The organism is Sulfitobacter sp. (assembly GCF_039977885.1).
GTDB lineage: Bacteria > Pseudomonadota > Alphaproteobacteria > Rhodobacterales > Rhodobacteraceae > Sulfitobacter.
Map to the genome: position 1 here is coordinate 1 of NZ_JBDWCI010000021.1, position 13,259 is coordinate 13,259.

General features: G+C 54.9%; 19 protein-coding genes. 11 read left to right on the forward strand and 8 right to left on the reverse strand.

What is annotated here, in order from left to right:
• Both ABJM03_RS17510 and ABJM03_RS17515 read left to right on the forward strand, forming a co-directional pair.
• On the forward strand, positions 1 to 452 hold a 452-nt coding region (locus tag ABJM03_RS17510; RefSeq protein WP_348419165.1), incomplete at its 5' end, for an ATP-binding protein.
• Between the two features lie 16 nt (positions 453 to 468).
• Positions 469 to 852, forward strand: coding sequence for a response regulator (locus ABJM03_RS17515; protein WP_348419166.1), 384 nt, complete (start codon positions 469 to 471; stop codon positions 850 to 852).
• 40 nt (positions 853 to 892) lie between these two features.
• Here ABJM03_RS17515 and ABJM03_RS17520 read toward each other — a convergent pair whose 3' ends face one another.
• Together ABJM03_RS17520 and ABJM03_RS17525 are read right to left on the reverse strand one after the other, a co-directional pair.
• A complete protein-coding gene (locus ABJM03_RS17520; RefSeq protein WP_348419167.1) occupies positions 893 to 1,222 on the reverse strand; it encodes an Hpt domain-containing protein in 330 nt (109 codons plus the stop codon).
• 26 nt (positions 1,223 to 1,248) lie between these two features.
• Positions 1,249 to 2,238, reverse strand: coding sequence for a response regulator (locus tag ABJM03_RS17525; protein WP_348419168.1), 990 nt, complete (start codon positions 2,236 to 2,238; stop codon positions 1,249 to 1,251).
• Positions 2,239 to 2,812: 574 nt separating this feature from the next.
• Between ABJM03_RS17525 and hemP the strand changes: the two genes are divergently transcribed.
• Together hemP and ABJM03_RS17535 are read left to right on the forward strand one after the other, a co-directional pair.
• Entirely contained in the window at positions 2,813 to 2,932 is a 120-nt protein-coding gene (gene hemP, locus ABJM03_RS17530; RefSeq protein WP_348419204.1) for a hemin uptake protein HemP, read from the forward strand.
• A gap of 27 nt (positions 2,933 to 2,959) precedes the next feature.
• A complete protein-coding gene (locus tag ABJM03_RS17535) occupies positions 2,960 to 3,205 on the forward strand; it encodes a DUF1289 domain-containing protein (protein ID WP_348419169.1) in 246 nt (81 codons plus the stop codon).
• Positions 3,206 to 3,237: 32 nt separating this feature from the next.
• Here the strand turns inward: ABJM03_RS17535 and ABJM03_RS17540 are convergent, their stop codons facing one another.
• Together ABJM03_RS17540 and ABJM03_RS17545 are read right to left on the reverse strand one after the other, a co-directional pair.
• On the reverse strand, positions 3,238 to 3,711 hold the full coding sequence (locus ABJM03_RS17540; RefSeq protein ID WP_348419170.1) for a DNA starvation/stationary phase protection protein: 474 nt from the start codon (positions 3,709 to 3,711) through the stop codon (positions 3,238 to 3,240).
• Between the two features lie 110 nt (positions 3,712 to 3,821).
• On the reverse strand, positions 3,822 to 4,277 hold the full coding sequence (locus tag ABJM03_RS17545) for a hypothetical protein (RefSeq protein ID WP_348419171.1): 456 nt from the start codon (positions 4,275 to 4,277) through the stop codon (positions 3,822 to 3,824).
• Between the two features lie 321 nt (positions 4,278 to 4,598).
• Here ABJM03_RS17545 and ABJM03_RS17550 point away from each other — a divergent pair, with 321 nt between their 5' ends.
• From ABJM03_RS17550 to ABJM03_RS17570, 5 genes are read left to right on the forward strand one after another with little or no spacing between them, the layout of a single operon-like run.
• Positions 4,599 to 5,024, forward strand: coding sequence for a hypothetical protein (locus ABJM03_RS17550; RefSeq protein WP_348419172.1), 426 nt, complete (start codon positions 4,599 to 4,601; stop codon positions 5,022 to 5,024).
• Positions 5,024 to 5,680 (forward strand): MotA/TolQ/ExbB proton channel family protein, encoded by a 657-nt coding sequence (locus tag ABJM03_RS17555; protein ID WP_348419174.1) that lies wholly within the window; start codon positions 5,024 to 5,026, stop codon positions 5,678 to 5,680. Before ABJM03_RS17550 ends, ABJM03_RS17555 begins: the two co-directional genes overlap by 1 nt.
• Positions 5,673 to 6,050 carry a biopolymer transporter ExbD gene (locus ABJM03_RS17560; RefSeq protein WP_348419175.1) on the forward strand — a complete coding sequence of 126 codons (378 nt, stop codon included), beginning with the start codon at positions 5,673 to 5,675 and terminating at the stop codon, positions 6,048 to 6,050. Before ABJM03_RS17555 ends, ABJM03_RS17560 begins: the two co-directional genes overlap by 8 nt.
• A gap of 3 nt (positions 6,051 to 6,053) precedes the next feature.
• Entirely contained in the window at positions 6,054 to 6,443 is a 390-nt protein-coding gene (locus tag ABJM03_RS17565; protein WP_348419176.1) for a biopolymer transporter ExbD, read from the forward strand.
• Positions 6,440 to 7,327, forward strand: a complete 888-nt coding sequence (locus ABJM03_RS17570; RefSeq protein ID WP_348419177.1) for a TonB family protein — start codon at positions 6,440 to 6,442, stop codon at positions 7,325 to 7,327. Before ABJM03_RS17565 ends, ABJM03_RS17570 begins: the two co-directional genes overlap by 4 nt.
• 83 nt (positions 7,328 to 7,410) lie before the next feature.
• On the opposite strand, the gene ABJM03_RS17575 is transcribed toward ABJM03_RS17570, so the two are convergent.
• The 4 genes from ABJM03_RS17575 to ABJM03_RS17590 all read right to left on the reverse strand — a co-directional run bounded on the left by ABJM03_RS17575 (position 7,411) and on the right by ABJM03_RS17590 (position 11,838).
• Positions 7,411 to 8,064, reverse strand: coding sequence for a LysE family translocator (locus ABJM03_RS17575; RefSeq protein ID WP_348419178.1), 654 nt, complete (start codon positions 8,062 to 8,064; stop codon positions 7,411 to 7,413).
• A gap of 2 nt (positions 8,065 to 8,066) precedes the next feature.
• Positions 8,067 to 9,122: a 2-oxoglutarate and iron-dependent oxygenase domain-containing protein gene (locus tag ABJM03_RS17580; RefSeq protein WP_348419179.1), complete on the reverse strand. Its 1,056-nt coding sequence runs from the start codon at positions 9,120 to 9,122 to the stop codon at positions 8,067 to 8,069.
• A 29-nt stretch (positions 9,123 to 9,151) separates the two neighbouring features.
• On the reverse strand, positions 9,152 to 10,525 hold the full coding sequence (locus ABJM03_RS17585) for an ATP-binding protein (protein WP_348419180.1): 1,374 nt from the start codon (positions 10,523 to 10,525) through the stop codon (positions 9,152 to 9,154).
• 182 nt (positions 10,526 to 10,707) lie between these two features.
• Complete coding sequence (locus ABJM03_RS17590; RefSeq protein ID WP_348419181.1) at positions 10,708 to 11,838, reverse strand: patatin-like phospholipase family protein; 1,131 nt, start codon at positions 11,836 to 11,838, stop codon at positions 10,708 to 10,710.
• Positions 11,839 to 12,388: 550 nt separating this feature from the next.
• On the opposite strand from ABJM03_RS17590, the gene ABJM03_RS17595 reads away from it, so the two are divergent.
• Together ABJM03_RS17595 and ABJM03_RS17600 are read left to right on the forward strand one after the other, a co-directional pair.
• Positions 12,389 to 12,736: a hypothetical protein gene (locus ABJM03_RS17595; protein ID WP_348419182.1), complete on the forward strand. Its 348-nt coding sequence runs from the start codon at positions 12,389 to 12,391 to the stop codon at positions 12,734 to 12,736.
• A gap of 41 nt (positions 12,737 to 12,777) precedes the next feature.
• Positions 12,778 to 13,257, forward strand: coding sequence for a helix-turn-helix transcriptional regulator (locus ABJM03_RS17600; protein ID WP_348419183.1), 480 nt, complete (start codon positions 12,778 to 12,780; stop codon positions 13,255 to 13,257).
• Positions 13,258 to 13,259: the final 2 nt, after the last annotated feature.

Consider the following 13,259-nt stretch of genomic DNA (forward strand, 5'->3'; position numbering starts at 1 on the left):
TGCTACAGCAGCGTTTTGGCATGACGGTCGAGATGTCCGGTGTTGATGCGCCAATTCCTTTTTACACCGATCCGAACCGCTTTATTCAAATCCTTACGAATTTACTGTCCAACGCCTATAAGTTTTCGGCGCCAAATAGCAAAATCTTAATTGAGGTCAAAGATGCTGGTGGGCAAATGCGTATATCTGTTACTGACGAAGGCCAGGGTATTCCCGCTGCGGAGCAGCATAAAATCTTTACCAGGTTCTCTGATATGACAAATTCCGATCGCGCGCTGAAAGGTGGGACAGGTTTGGGGCTCAATATTTGTAAGGCAATTGTCGAAACGATGGGTGGAACGATAGGGTTCGACACACAAGAAGGTGTCGGGTCGACGTTCTATTTCTACTTGCCCAAGGCGACATCACGGATGAAGACTTTGGCGGATGCTTCGTTTAGGCGCAGTGCATGACCATGGGGTACATCTAATGATCAAACTGTTGCACGTAGACGATGACGCGGACATCCGCGAGATTGCTTTGATGGCTTTGGAATTGTTCGGCGAATTCGAAGTGTTGCAATGCAGCTCGGGTGCCGAGGCGATTGAAAAAGCGGTGGCTTTCGGGCCTGATGTGTTTTTGCTCGATATGATGATGCCGAACATGACGGGGCGCGAAACCCTGAGCCACATGCGCAAGGAGCCAAGCCTTGGCTCTGTTCCGGCAATCTTTATGACCGCTCGCGCCCAGGTTTCCGAGATTGATGAATTGCTGCAAAACGGTGCGGCGGAAGTGATCAGCAAGCCGTTTGATCCGATGTCACTTTCTGATCAGATCAAACAGGTCGTAGAAAAAGCAGCCAGGGCGACCTGACTGCTTGATATTCGAACAGGGATAAAACAGGCGGGGCCGGCTAGCCGAACTCATCCAGCAGGGATTGGCTCATGGCGACGAACTCGTCTATTTTTGCGATGACCGCATGTGGCAACGGCTCGGGCTCGATTTGGATTTTGTCGAAATAATCGAGGATCGCCATTTCACAGCTTTGGGCGGAAGTGCCCAAAGCATCGAAGCCAAGCGAACCTGCCGTGCCCGCAATCATATGCAGGGCACTGCCGGCTTCTTGCAGGTGAACCTGTTGTTGCGCAGGCGCTTCGCAGTCCCATGCAGCTAGCGCATGATGGGCAATGTGGTTCTGGCGTTCTGCCAGCAGAGTGATAAAGCGCGTGCGGACGCGTTCCATCCCCTGAAGTAATAATGCTGGATTGTTCATGCGTGCTGGTTCACCGGCCATAAATCGTTCATCGCGCGGCTATGCGCGGCACTTGCTTCCTCGGCTGAGATATACGCGGCGCTCACAGCTTCGAGAACTGAGTCTTCTGACTTCCAGATCATGCGAATAGCTTCGCCTGCGCTGACCCGTACGAAAAGAGGCTGGCCCGAATTGTCGAACAGCTCGGTGCGCGAAAGCGATAGGTTTACGTCGTCCATCAAGGCTTTCATATCTGGGCGCCAACCGCTTTCTGTTACGCAGATAAACGTGCCGCTGCCGGCATAGGCCATCAGAAACTGGTGGCCGGCCAAAGCATCCGAGATGACCTCGGCCGCATCTGAAATCAGGAAGGAAAACTCGGCCGCTGACATATGGGCATGGTGTTCTTCGATCTGGCGAATCGTGAAGGCAAAAGTGGCACAGCCGAACATGGAGCCGCGCGACAGCTGCCGGACATAGTTTTCCATCGCAGGGTATTCGATCACATTTTCAACGTCATAGATCGAAATCGGGTCATGCAGCTCTATAGATGTTGCTGGCGCTGTCGGCTGTGCTTGATTGTTCAGCGATTGGGTCGCGAATATCTTTTTGGTATGGGTCTGGCGCATCTGCACCAGATTTTCGACCAGCCGCAAACGGGTTGAAAGCTCGGTTACTTCAAACGGTTTGGTGACATAGTCGGTCGCGCCTGCTGCAAAAGCCGCATCGACATAGCGTTTGTCCGACATCGCCGTCAGCATCAGAACAGGCGTATCAACATAATTTGGCATCGCGCGGATGTGCCGGGTCAGTTCGATCCCGTCCATTCTGGGCATCTGGATGTCAAAGAGAAAACAGTCAAAATCAGGTTGGCTGCCTGATTGCACCAGCGCAAGCGCCTCGTGCGCAGAGGAGGTCGTCGTCAATTTATGCGTGCCAACGATCTCGACAAACTGAGAGAGGAGCTCAAGGATGATCGGATCATCATCTACTGCCAAGATCTTCATTTTATCTCCGGTATTTATAGGGCTGCGATTGGACAGCTTGTAAAAATGTCTGAGGATAAGGTGCTCGAGAAAAGAGGCATAAATTTGGCCGATAGAAACAATCTTATAAAAAATCTGTGAATTATGCCTGTATTTTAGAAAACGGCGGCCCGGAGCAGCCTGTTTTTCGCATTGATACTACTTTGACGGGGTTTCGGGGCTGTGTTTGTAGATTCGCTCAGAATATAACATAATCGAGATTATGATGCCTCATGTAGTGCCGTGATCAGCTGCGGTTTGCCGATGAGAAAATTCCTGCTGTTCAAATTAAGGCAGTTGAGATTTAATCCTGACTAATTTAGTATGAAATTTGCGGCCGCTGCGTGAACAAGATTCAGCTTAGCCTTTCGCATCCCTCGGGATGCGAGCGTTACGATAAAACGGCAAGGATTGGAGCATTTTGTGAGCACATTGGAAGTCGTCACCATGCCCGTCAAAGGGTTGAGCCATTTATGATCAGTCTGCGTAAGAGAAAATCATGACAGCTATGAAAAAACCGCCAAGTTCGGTCGCCACGTTACCAGACGCCGTCAAAATGCCGGCATATGATGTGCGCGAGCTTGTACATGAAAACGGGCAGGCCCATTTGTTACTGGATGGCGCAACCTACACTTTGCGTATTACGCGGGCCGGAAAGCTCATCCTTACAAAATAGTCTTGGACCAAGGCAGTCAGGTGGACCATGTCGAAACTTCCCAGTCCCTGCATTGATGTGTGCAAATTCAAACGCGAGGGGCACTGCATCGGTTGCTCGATGACCAAGGCGCAGAAGGCGCTGTTTAAAGAGATCAAAAAAGAAAGCCACCGCAGTGGTTTCATTGAAATGCTGACAGCGCAGCAACGGCAAATGGGCAAATTCACCCATTGGGAAGAAGCCTATCGCAAGAAGCTCGCCAAAAAGAAAATCGCGGCCGAGGGAATCCTCTGACCGCGATCTGCTATTTCTAGGTTGGTCGTTGCTCAGCCTGCGAGATGCGAGCGGAGGAACCATGCAAATTTTTCATGCTCGGACCCGCGCGCGATGCACAGATCTTCGGTCAGCGTATCGCCGTATCCGGCGGCCAGCTCACCACATCCGGCCAGGGTCGCTGCAAGTGTTTCTTGCGCTTCCATCATGATGCGGATCATCTCTACGTCCGACTGATGGCCGTCCTGTTCTTTGATTTTCGAGCGCTTCAGCATGCCGGCAAGCGTACCTTCTGCGTGCACATCAAGGGCGCGCACACGTTCGGCCAGATCATCCTGAGCGACAAAGTGATCTTCATAGATTTTCTGGAACAGGTCGTGCAGAGGGCCGAATGACATCCCCTTTACGTTCCAGTGGAAACATTGTGCGAGCATGGTGGTTACAGCGGTTTCTGCAACTGATTGGTTCAACGCATCGCCGATTGCGGTCTTTGCGTCGGTATCCAACGCGGAAGCTGTTTGTGTCATCTGCACACCTTTAAATTTCTTGAAAATCTTAGCTGGCTGGCGAATGGCTGGCTTGCTGTGAGTCTTATATAACCCACCAGCTGCGCTTGCCAAGACTTTTTAGAATAATTCTAAACTTGAGAAAATTGGTCAGAAATTCGACCCAGCAAAAAGCCGATATAACGCCTGTCGGATTTCGCCACACGGGAGCGGAGCAAAAACTCAAAGCTGCTGTGATCGCCTGCTTCGATGGACGCCAGACAGCGCAGCACCCATGCCTCGTCAAATGTCACATCGATGACTCCGGGGCGGTACCATTTCACCGGCCCATGCACGGCTTCGGAAAAACATTTGATGAATGTGGTGACAAACGTCCTTTTGGCGTCTTCGCCGTCAATTCGCAGCAATGCACAGGCCTCGAACAAATCCGTCCGCGCTGCCACACGGCACTCCATCGCGCAAAGCCGCAAAGTGTTCAGCCGCTCGCGCGTGCCGCTGTCGTAAGCAGCCCCAAGATCGTTCTGAGGGGGAATCGGTTTCGATGTGGGCTGAGGATTTGGAAGACGTAGCACCAAGAGCTTATCCATTCATATTGCAGGGAGCGCCCCTGCTGTCTATTCCTGACTTTTTATGTAAGGTATGAATTCCGATTTGCAAAGGCCTCTAGCCCTTTGAGGTTAAATTTCTCCCGACCCAAGGCCATAAAGCCTATTCAATATGCAATATTGCTTGCTGGTTTTATTCCGAAATAGGTATTTTCCGACCAATTTAGTCAAGAAGACTTGAAACTGCGACTTCGAGCAGGCATCACATGTGGCAAATGATCCCAGCAAGAGATCCGGTGCCCCCCCCCCTCCGGACCAGCCAGGCCCCCTACAGACATATTCATTCTTTCGACAGGAGCACGTATGAAACGGCTTGGGTTATCTATTACTGCATGCGCGGTCGCATCACTCCCGCTGCAAGCTCAGGAAATTGATGTTTCCGGCAAAATCGCGATCGAACTGAACGCGGCGCAAACGGCTGATGCTTCCTGTACGTTGTCATTTATGGTCACCAACGGATTGGACCACGAGATCGACAAAGCCGTATATGAAACGGTCCTGTTCAACACGGATGGTCAGGTTAACCGGCTGACTTTGTTTGATTTCGGCACCCTGCCCCCTGCCCGCCCCCGCGTGCGCCAGTTTGCGGTGCAAAATGTCACCTGCGAGGCATTGGGACGGGTTTTGTTCAATGGTGCAAACACCTGTGAAGGCGATGGTCTGGCTGACGGTGCCTGCGCTGACGGGTTGGCGGTATCTACCCGCACAGCAATCGAGGTCATGGGATAATGGATTTTACACAGCTTCTTGCCCCGTTTATGCGCATCGCCGAAATCGGCGGACCGGTTGTGGTCATCCTGATTTGCGTGGGTTTGCTCACCCTTGCGGTGACGTTTTATAAACTTTGGCAGTTCTGGATGGCGGGCGTTGGTCGTCACAATGCGTTGCGCGACTGTATGGTTGCATGGGATCACGGCGACCGGACCGCCGCACGTGTGGCGATAGACAGCTCTTCGAGCTATCTTGCACCGCTTGTCGACATCGCCCTCTCTGCCGATCCAGACATGGCAGAACGCCTCCAAGCCGATGCAGAAAGCAGTTTTGCCAAGCTCGAGCGCGGCCTGCGCCTTCTTGATTCTGTAGCCCAGCTGGCGCCATTGCTGGGGCTGTTCGGAACCGTTTTGGGGATGATCGAGGCCTTCCAATCACTGCAAGACGCAGGCGCGCAGGTTGATCCTTCGATCCTTGCGGGCGGTATCTGGGTTGCGTTGCTGACCACGGCTGTGGGCCTTGTGGTTGCCATGCCTACCGCATTCATCCTCAGCTGGTTCGAAAGCCGGATGGAGGCCGAACGGGTCGTTGCGGATCAAGCCATCCTGACAATCCTGCGCCCTGTAAACAAAACACATGCACCGTCATCCGATATGGTTGCGGCACATGCATAGGGCGCGCAAACGGCGGCGCAGGCTATCAATGACGTCATTGATTGACGTCATCTTCCTGCTGCTGCTGTTCTTTATGTTGACCTCGACCTTCTCGAAATTCTCCGAGGTCGATCTTTCGGCGGCCAGCTCAGGCACAGCGGCGCCATCCGACGAGCCACCGCTGTTTATGCAGCTGGGGCAGGATGATCTACGGCTCAACGGCGATGTTGTGGCGCTCGCGGCTATTGCCGACAGCGCCCTTGCCGATGCCAAAGAGGGCACTGTGGCGCTGGTCAGCCTTGGTGAAAATGTTGATTCACAACGGCTGACCGATCTGTTGGTTGCCCTGCGCGCTCTGCCAAAGCTGCGTGTCAGCGTATTGGGGGGTTAGGTCATGCGCAGACGCCAGAAAACCAAAACCCACCGCGAACCGACAATCGCGTTAATCAACATCGTCTTTCTTATGCTGGTGTTCTTCATGGTTGCGGGCACATTGGCCCAACCGTTGGACCCTGCCCTAACCCTTGTAAAAACCCGCGATCTGGAAGGGCGCAGCCCGCCTGATGCCTTGGTCGTGCACCCCGACGGGCGCATTGCCTATCGCGGAGCGGACCAATCCGATGTCGCCGCTTTCATTGCCGATCTCAGCGAAGAAGAGCGTGCAGTCGTGCGCCTTGTGCCTGACCGCGCCCTTCCGGCAGAAAAGCTTGTCACCCTCACCCGCGATCTGCGTGCCGCTGGCGCAGAGCGGGTTGTCCTTGTAACGGAGCGATCCGCGCCATGATTCCCTCCTCCTCCACCGCAAAATTTGTATCACTGGGACTTGCAGTTGCCGCTCTTGCAGGTGCGGTACTCAGTACCACTTCAGACGTGAAAACCGAAATCGCGGGCGGTGGCCAGCCGGCCGAGGCGATGATGGGATCAGCCTTTGAGGATATGACCGCCGGAACCCTGACCTCCGAGCCTGCAGAAGAACTGTCGGTCACGCCAACAGTGACAGCTGCGCCAGAGGCCCCGCAACCGCCCAAGGAAGCGCCAACACCAACGCAAAGCCCTGCACCCGCGGTTGCAACCGCCAGCCCGTCAATCACCACACCCACGGATGCGCCCGCACCTGTTGAAAGCAATCCAACGCCCAAGGAGACTGTAACAGCGCAAGACCCGCAAATGGCAGCACCACCCCAATCGGCGCGCCCCAAACGGCGCGATCCCGAACTGGCCGCCAAGGCAGATGCAGCACGCCCCAAACAAAAGGTGGCAAAGGCAAAACCGGCCCCGAAAAAAACCACCGCGCCCCAAGGCAATTCAAACCGTAACAACACAAAAGGCGCCACGTCGGGCACCCGCAAAACAGCAGCAGCGCAATCCCAAGGGCGCAAGCAGAAATCCAGCAGCCAAGCCGGAAATGCCGCGGCCAGCAACTATCCCGGTGTTGTGATGAAACGCATCAGCCGCGTGCGCAAACCGCGGGTCAATTCGCGTGGCACCGCCGTGGTCAGCTTTGCCATCGCCTCCAGCGGTGCCCTTGCGCGCGTTTCCGTGGCGAACAGCTCAGGCTCGGCGCCGCTTGATAGGGCGGCGATGAATGTGATCCGCAAAGCGGCCCCCTTCCCCGCGCCCCCAAACGGAGCGCAGCGGCAGTTTTCGATCCGCATCAAAGGGAGCTAACCCTCCGGCCGCCACGGCACCGGGACTGGCGCGGCTTGACTGGTCAACCTCTGCGCCGGATCGCAAGGGATATACCGTCGGGGTTACAAAAAGCCGAAATGCAGGTTCAGCGCGATCACAATCAGGATCAGCCCACCGACCCAGGCCAGCCGCTCGCGAAACTTGCGGCGGTGGTTGATGCTATGGGTCAGTGTCCCCCCCATAAACGCAATCATGGCATCCGAAGGCACAGCCGTGAGCGGCACAAGAATGCCCAGCACCAATAACTGTGATTGCACGTCAACAGGCGCGGTTTGGTCGCCGGCCATCCCGACAAAAGGGGGCAGAAACAGCGCAAAGAACAAAACCGTTTTGGGATTCAACAGCTCTACCAGAATGCCCTGCCAGACGATCGTCGCATAGGACCGGCGCACCACGCTCTGCACTTTTAAATCCACTGCCGCCTCGGCTTTTGCGTTCCGGATCATACCGGCCCCAAGCCATATCAGATAGGCAGAGCCGAAGTATTTTAGAACAATGACCAGTTCGGGAACCTCCATGAACAATTGCCCCAACCCCAACGCGGTCGCCACGGCAAGAACGATCCCCCCCACCGCAAGGCCCACCGCTGACGCGACGCCAGCGCCCCGACTTTGGCCGACACTGCGCGACAGCACATAAAGCATGGATGGTCCCGGTGTGAGGCTAAGCAAGATCCCTGCGAACAGGACGGCGAAAATACTATCGAGTGGTGGCATGGTCAGGTAACACTTTGCTTTAGGCGTCCCTCGAAAGGGTTGTGGACAGGTGCGCGAGGGATGGCAGCACGATCCTCATCGTGCAGAAGATAGGGAAAATCCCGAACCAACATCCGCTCAAGATGCTCCCCCGCAAGGAAAGGTTCGTATTTCGAAGTCTCCCCTTCCGGCACCAGCTCGGGGAATGGTTTGATCAATGTGTGGTAATCGGCGGCCACGAAATACGGCAGCGAAAACCGCTCGGGGCTCAGGTTAAGCACGCGGTGCGGCGTTGAGCGGAATGCCCCGTTGCTCCAGACCTCGAGCATGTCACCGATATTAACGGTCAGCACATCGGGATTGGCAGGCACATCGATCCAGCGATCATCCTGCGTCATAACCTGCAGGCCGGAATTTCGGGTATGCAGCAATGTCAGACATTCATAATCTGTATGCGCGCCCATATTGACCGACTTGTGGTCTTTGGTTGTCTGCTGACGTACATAATGCAACAGCCGCAGCTGTGAGATCGGTTTGTTCATCAACCCAAGCATGGAGCCGGAAGGCAGCCCGAGGTGTATCTCGAAGGCAGTACACATCACACGGCCAAGCGCAGACACCTGACGGTAATACTCCGCAATGGGCTCTTTAAACCCTTCGAGTTCGGGCCAGACATTCGGCCCAAGCAACCGGTTCCCCATTAGGTAATCGGGATCATCAATGGGCAGATCAAGGCCCATATCAAAGGCTTCGTAACTGCGGTTTATTTCGTCAGGGTAATCGCCTTTTTCCGTAAAAGGTACATATCCGCGATGGTTGCTGCTGTGGCCGATATAATACTGCCGTTTGACCTCATCACGCTGTGCAAAAAAGCGTTCTGCCGCCGCATAGGTTGCCTCGATCAGCTCTGTTTTTATGCCATGATCACAAATTCGGAAAAACCCATAGCTGCGTGCCGCTTGGCCCATTGCATGGGCTGTTTGTGCGAATTCGGCAGTTGTCGGATCATTCAAACCCTGAATGCTGATCAGTGGCAGCGGATCATCAAGCGCATCTTCAGCTATGCTTGAATTACACATTCACCCCTCCCCTTAGCTCTAAGATAATGTTAACCATTTATGGTTAACAAATCCTTTCCAGCAGCCGGATATACGGGGAGGTAAAGCTGAAAAGTTGAGCCTTCTCCCGTAGTTGAGCAAACCCCGACCGTGCCGCCAGATTGCTGCATGAAACCCAGAATAAGAGACAAACCAAGGCCGGTTCCCGCCCCCACGGGTTTGGTCGTATAGAAGGGATCAAAGATCTTTTGCAGTTCATCCGGCGACAGGCCCCGCCCCGCGTCACGCACGCTGACCCGAACATATTCACCCGGTGCCAAACGCGTCACCAATGCCCGCTGGTCCGAATGCGAATGGACAATGCACTCCGTCTTTAGCTGAACTGTACCGCCTTGCGGCATCGCATCACGGGCATTCCAGACCAGATTAAGCAGCGCAGTCTTGAACGTCTTTTGATCCACATTGACGTCTTTGATGTCATGCGCCAGCGTGAACTTAACCGCATGGGTGTCCGGCAATGCTTCTTGTTCGGCGACATTTCTGACCAGCACGTTAAGATCGGTGCGCTGCGGTGAGATGTGTTTGCGTTGGGAATAGGCAAGCATCGACTGGATCAGATCCGCAGCACGGTTTGCCGCCGCCTGTGCGTCGCACAGGGAGCTGTCAACAGAACCACAAGGCACAGCCGCTTCCAACAGTTCGAGATTGCCGGAAATCACCGTGAGCAGATTGTTGAACTCATGCGCGAAACTGCCGGTCAGTCGCCCGACGGTCTCAAGCTTTCTTGCATCATACAGCTCGGCCTCAAGCGCCTTGCGGTTTGTTCCTTCCTGGCTCAACTGGGCGTGTGCCGACACCAGATCATGATAGCGCCGATTCGACCTTTCAACCTCTGCCAAAAGTTCAAGCTTGGCACTGGTCATCGCGGCAATGGTCGTCAAAAGCTCAAGCTCGCCCCCCCCGAATGCACCGGGTTCGGGATGCTCGCAGTCAATGACACCGGCGACCCTGTTCCCACAAATGATCGGCACGCAAATCTCGGAACGGGCGGGCTGTGTGTCTTCGATATAGCTATCGTTGAGGGCCAGATCATCAATGATGATCGCTTCGCGCCGTTGCGCCGCCTGCCCCGTAATCCCTTCACCAAACGAGATTTTCAACGGGTTTAAAATACTGCGGCCAAAGGGGTTTTTATCACCCATAGCAGCGACCTGAATAAGTGAGCTCTGCTCTTCGTTCGCTTTATACACCACGCAGTCGACAAACTTCATGGGTCCGACAACATTCTGGGCAATATACCAGAAAAGGTCTTCGGTGTTGGGGATTGAAATCAAATCAATCGCGAAGGCATTCAAGGTTCTGAGCGTAGCACGCTCGTCTTCCTCCGCAGATGCCCCACAATGCTCAGCAGCTATTTCTGGCATGTAGCGCGCCTCGTTCATCTGGAATAAGATTTCATAATACAGCAAATGCCCGCATAGGTATATATTAATTTTGACGTCACACGTCAATTAATTCCCCTATTTACAATAAGGTAAGTCGTTTGACCCGCTCAAACCAGCCTCGGTTGAGCGTTTAATTCTCCCATCATGTAGCATTCCCTGACCTAAGCGGTGCTCCAAAGCGTCCCCTGCTGCGCCCGCTCCAGACCGTGTGCAAAGAGAGCATTCATATAATCCGAGGCAAAGCGTTTGGACGGATCATAAACAATCCCGGATCCCGGGCTGATGGCCGCGACAGAGACCTTGATATGATTTTCGCGCCCGAGCAGCTGTGTCGCCTTGACCGCACTTAGCGCCGTGGCGCGCGTGGTGGTTGTGAGCGCTTGCTGGGAAATTCCCAATGCCGATCGCGGCACCGAAACCGGTTCGGGATAAAGCGTGTTATTTATCAAAACATATACATGCCCACCGGCAAGCCGCGCCTGTGGCACGGTAAAGGCAAAGTCGGGAATGGCCAGAAACTGCATATGCACGCCCCCGTCCATATGCGTCTCGGAATAGGTTTGGCCCTGCGCCTGATACCGCAATTCAACCGGTGAAAACAGACCGGGCAAAGCCGCCGAGGCGCGCATGATCCCGCGAAACAGATCGTAATACCCCGCCTGCGCAATCTCGCCCATATCCCAGATGGACGCCTTGGCCGTTTCCAATTCGGATGTCACGACAAACAACCGTTTTCCCGCTGCGTGACGGACCGCGATGGCCTGCAACATTGCGGGCGGCGTGTACTGTTTGATCAGTTTTGCCAGCGGCGCCGTGTCATATAACGCATCACTCACCACCGCCTGAAACGGCTGGATCCGCATGATGTCATCAGCGTCATATTGGGTGAATATCTGATGCAGACTTTCATCATACGGCGACCCCAAGAACGCGAATGGCGCAATCAGCGCGCCTGTGGAAACACCCGTCACTAGATCAAAGTCGGGGCGCGTCCCTTGTCCGGTCCAACCCACCAACGCCCCCGCACCAAAGGCACCGTCTTCACCGCCACCCGATAGGGCCAACACATTAGGGCCGCCTGTTTTTTTCAGCTCGGTCAGATGCGCCTTCCATTTCGCCTCTCCATCTTCGGCAAAAAAGCGGAACCGCGACAAGGGGTCCACATCGACGGCGCTGCGGGTGGCGAGGGTGATCTGCTGGGTCGGTGTGCAGGCGCTCAGCGCTGCTGCGCCTGCAGCAGTCAAGAATGCCCTACGCCCCAGACGGGTAGCTTTGGAATTGTCAGTGGTCATATTCGTCCCTGAAGATTGCATCGGTGTAGATGCCTTGCCCCGATAATTGGGGGCCTTCCTTCCGGGATACTATTGGACCTAAGCCCCACAAACCGCGCCTAAACCAAAGTCGTATGCCCATTACATCATGTTTTTATGATCTCACGGCAAAATTCCGCTCGCCATGCTGTGCCGCTCTGAAAAGGTGAAAATCGACCATATGACTTTAGCTTATGGCGTCCCACCCTTTCCTTTCGTCCAATATCCAACCCATCCAAACATCTAGAAACTGGATTAAAGCGCTGCAAACAGCCGCCACTGATATCGAGATAGAAAGCAGACCCATGCGTAGATGTTCATTTCCTTACAGCCCCCTCGTCCTTGCAATTCTGATTGTGGTGGTGCTTCTCAAACCGTTGTATTCATCCCATCTAGGCGGCGATGCGACAGGTTTAAACGGGGGGTATACCCGCTCCTCCGGACCGGCGGAATGACCCGCCACTGCCCGCAGTGGTTGACACAGACCACGCTTAGGCCATAGCCACCGACCATAACTCACGGACATCTCCGCATGCGCGTACCATTGCTCTTAACCACATTGGCGGCCTTCCTGCTGCTTCAATCACCTGCAATTGCGCAGGTGACAGCGCCACCCGGCATTGTCGCCGCCATCGAAGCAGACGGGTATACGATCACCAGAATTACACGGTCATTGCTGGGCCGGATCATCATCACCGCACGTGGTTCTACCGGCCTGCGTGAGGTGGTTATAAACCGCCAAACCGGTGAAATCTTGCGGGACCAGTTATTTCTTTATGACCGGTTGAACAGCCTTGCCCCGCGTCGCGGCGACACTGTTCGGCCGGGGCCCCCTCGCTCCGGCCCGCCGGGCGGTGGTCGTGGTGGGCCGAGGCGCTGATCTGACATGGTCTCCCCACTCACCTCCACACAGGTGCCGCCATGCTGAAACGGCCATGGATTGTCTGGTGCCTTGTGCTGATCCAGTGCCTGTGCGGGGCATATTTCCTATGGGAGATTCTCGCCTCCCTTCTGGGCCTGCCTTCTGTTCCCCTGCGCTGGAGCCTGCGCGAACTGGTTGAGGCGGGTGCCAGCATCGGCCTGATCATCGGCGCCATATTAGGTGTGCGGCTGGCGCTGGTTGCGCAAAACGCCACCCACCGCGCCGAGAACGCCCGCCGCATCACCTCAGGAGAATTCGCCACCGTGGTCGAGCGTTATTTCCAAGGGCTTGACCTGACCAGCGCGGAAACCGAAGTCGCGTGGTTTGTCCTCAAAGGCATGTCGCTAGCCGAAATCGCCGAGCTGCGCAGCACGCGGATCGGCACCGTCAAAGCGCAATGCACAGCCATCTACCGAAAGGCAGGCGTTACCGGAAAAAGCCAGCTTATCTCGCAATTGGTCGAGGATTTGTTGCTTTAGCG

Bases quoted from the DNA above. Each gene is read 5' to 3' on its own strand.
- ABJM03_RS17590 (WP_348419181.1), bottom strand. From the start codon at position 11,838: ATGACCACTGACAATTCCAAAGCTACCCGTCTGGGGCGTAGGGCATTC.
- ABJM03_RS17600 (WP_348419183.1), top strand. From the start codon at position 12,778: ATGCTGAAACGGCCATGGATTGTCTGGTGCCTTGTGCTGATCCAGTGC.
- ABJM03_RS17535 (WP_348419169.1), top strand. From the start codon at position 2,960: ATGTCGAAACTTCCCAGTCCCTGCATTGATGTGTGCAAATTCAAACGC.
- ABJM03_RS17585 (WP_348419180.1), bottom strand. From the start codon at position 10,525: ATGCCAGAAATAGCTGCTGAGCATTGTGGGGCATCTGCGGAGGAAGAC.
- ABJM03_RS17575 (WP_348419178.1), bottom strand. From the start codon at position 8,064: ATGCCACCACTCGATAGTATTTTCGCCGTCCTGTTCGCAGGGATCTTG.
- ABJM03_RS17560 (WP_348419175.1), top strand. From the start codon at position 5,673: ATGCATAGGGCGCGCAAACGGCGGCGCAGGCTATCAATGACGTCATTG.
- ABJM03_RS17555 (WP_348419174.1), top strand. From the start codon at position 5,024: ATGGATTTTACACAGCTTCTTGCCCCGTTTATGCGCATCGCCGAAATC.
- ABJM03_RS17525 (WP_348419168.1), bottom strand. From the start codon at position 2,238: ATGAAGATCTTGGCAGTAGATGATGATCCGATCATCCTTGAGCTCCTC.
- ABJM03_RS17580 (WP_348419179.1), bottom strand. From the start codon at position 9,122: ATGTGTAATTCAAGCATAGCTGAAGATGCGCTTGATGATCCGCTGCCA.
- ABJM03_RS17540 (WP_348419170.1), bottom strand. From the start codon at position 3,711: ATGACACAAACAGCTTCCGCGTTGGATACCGACGCAAAGACCGCAATC.
- ABJM03_RS17550 (WP_348419172.1), top strand. From the start codon at position 4,599: ATGAAACGGCTTGGGTTATCTATTACTGCATGCGCGGTCGCATCACTC.
- ABJM03_RS17515 (WP_348419166.1), top strand. From the start codon at position 469: ATGATCAAACTGTTGCACGTAGACGATGACGCGGACATCCGCGAGATT.
- hemP (WP_348419204.1), top strand. From the start codon at position 2,813: ATGCCGGCATATGATGTGCGCGAGCTTGTACATGAAAACGGGCAGGCC.
- ABJM03_RS17570 (WP_348419177.1), top strand. From the start codon at position 6,440: ATGATTCCCTCCTCCTCCACCGCAAAATTTGTATCACTGGGACTTGCA.
- ABJM03_RS17595 (WP_348419182.1), top strand. From the start codon at position 12,389: ATGCGCGTACCATTGCTCTTAACCACATTGGCGGCCTTCCTGCTGCTT.
- ABJM03_RS17565 (WP_348419176.1), top strand. From the start codon at position 6,054: ATGCGCAGACGCCAGAAAACCAAAACCCACCGCGAACCGACAATCGCG.
- ABJM03_RS17520 (WP_348419167.1), bottom strand. From the start codon at position 1,222: ATGGAACGCGTCCGCACGCGCTTTATCACTCTGCTGGCAGAACGCCAG.
- ABJM03_RS17545 (WP_348419171.1), bottom strand. From the start codon at position 4,277: ATGGATAAGCTCTTGGTGCTACGTCTTCCAAATCCTCAGCCCACATCG.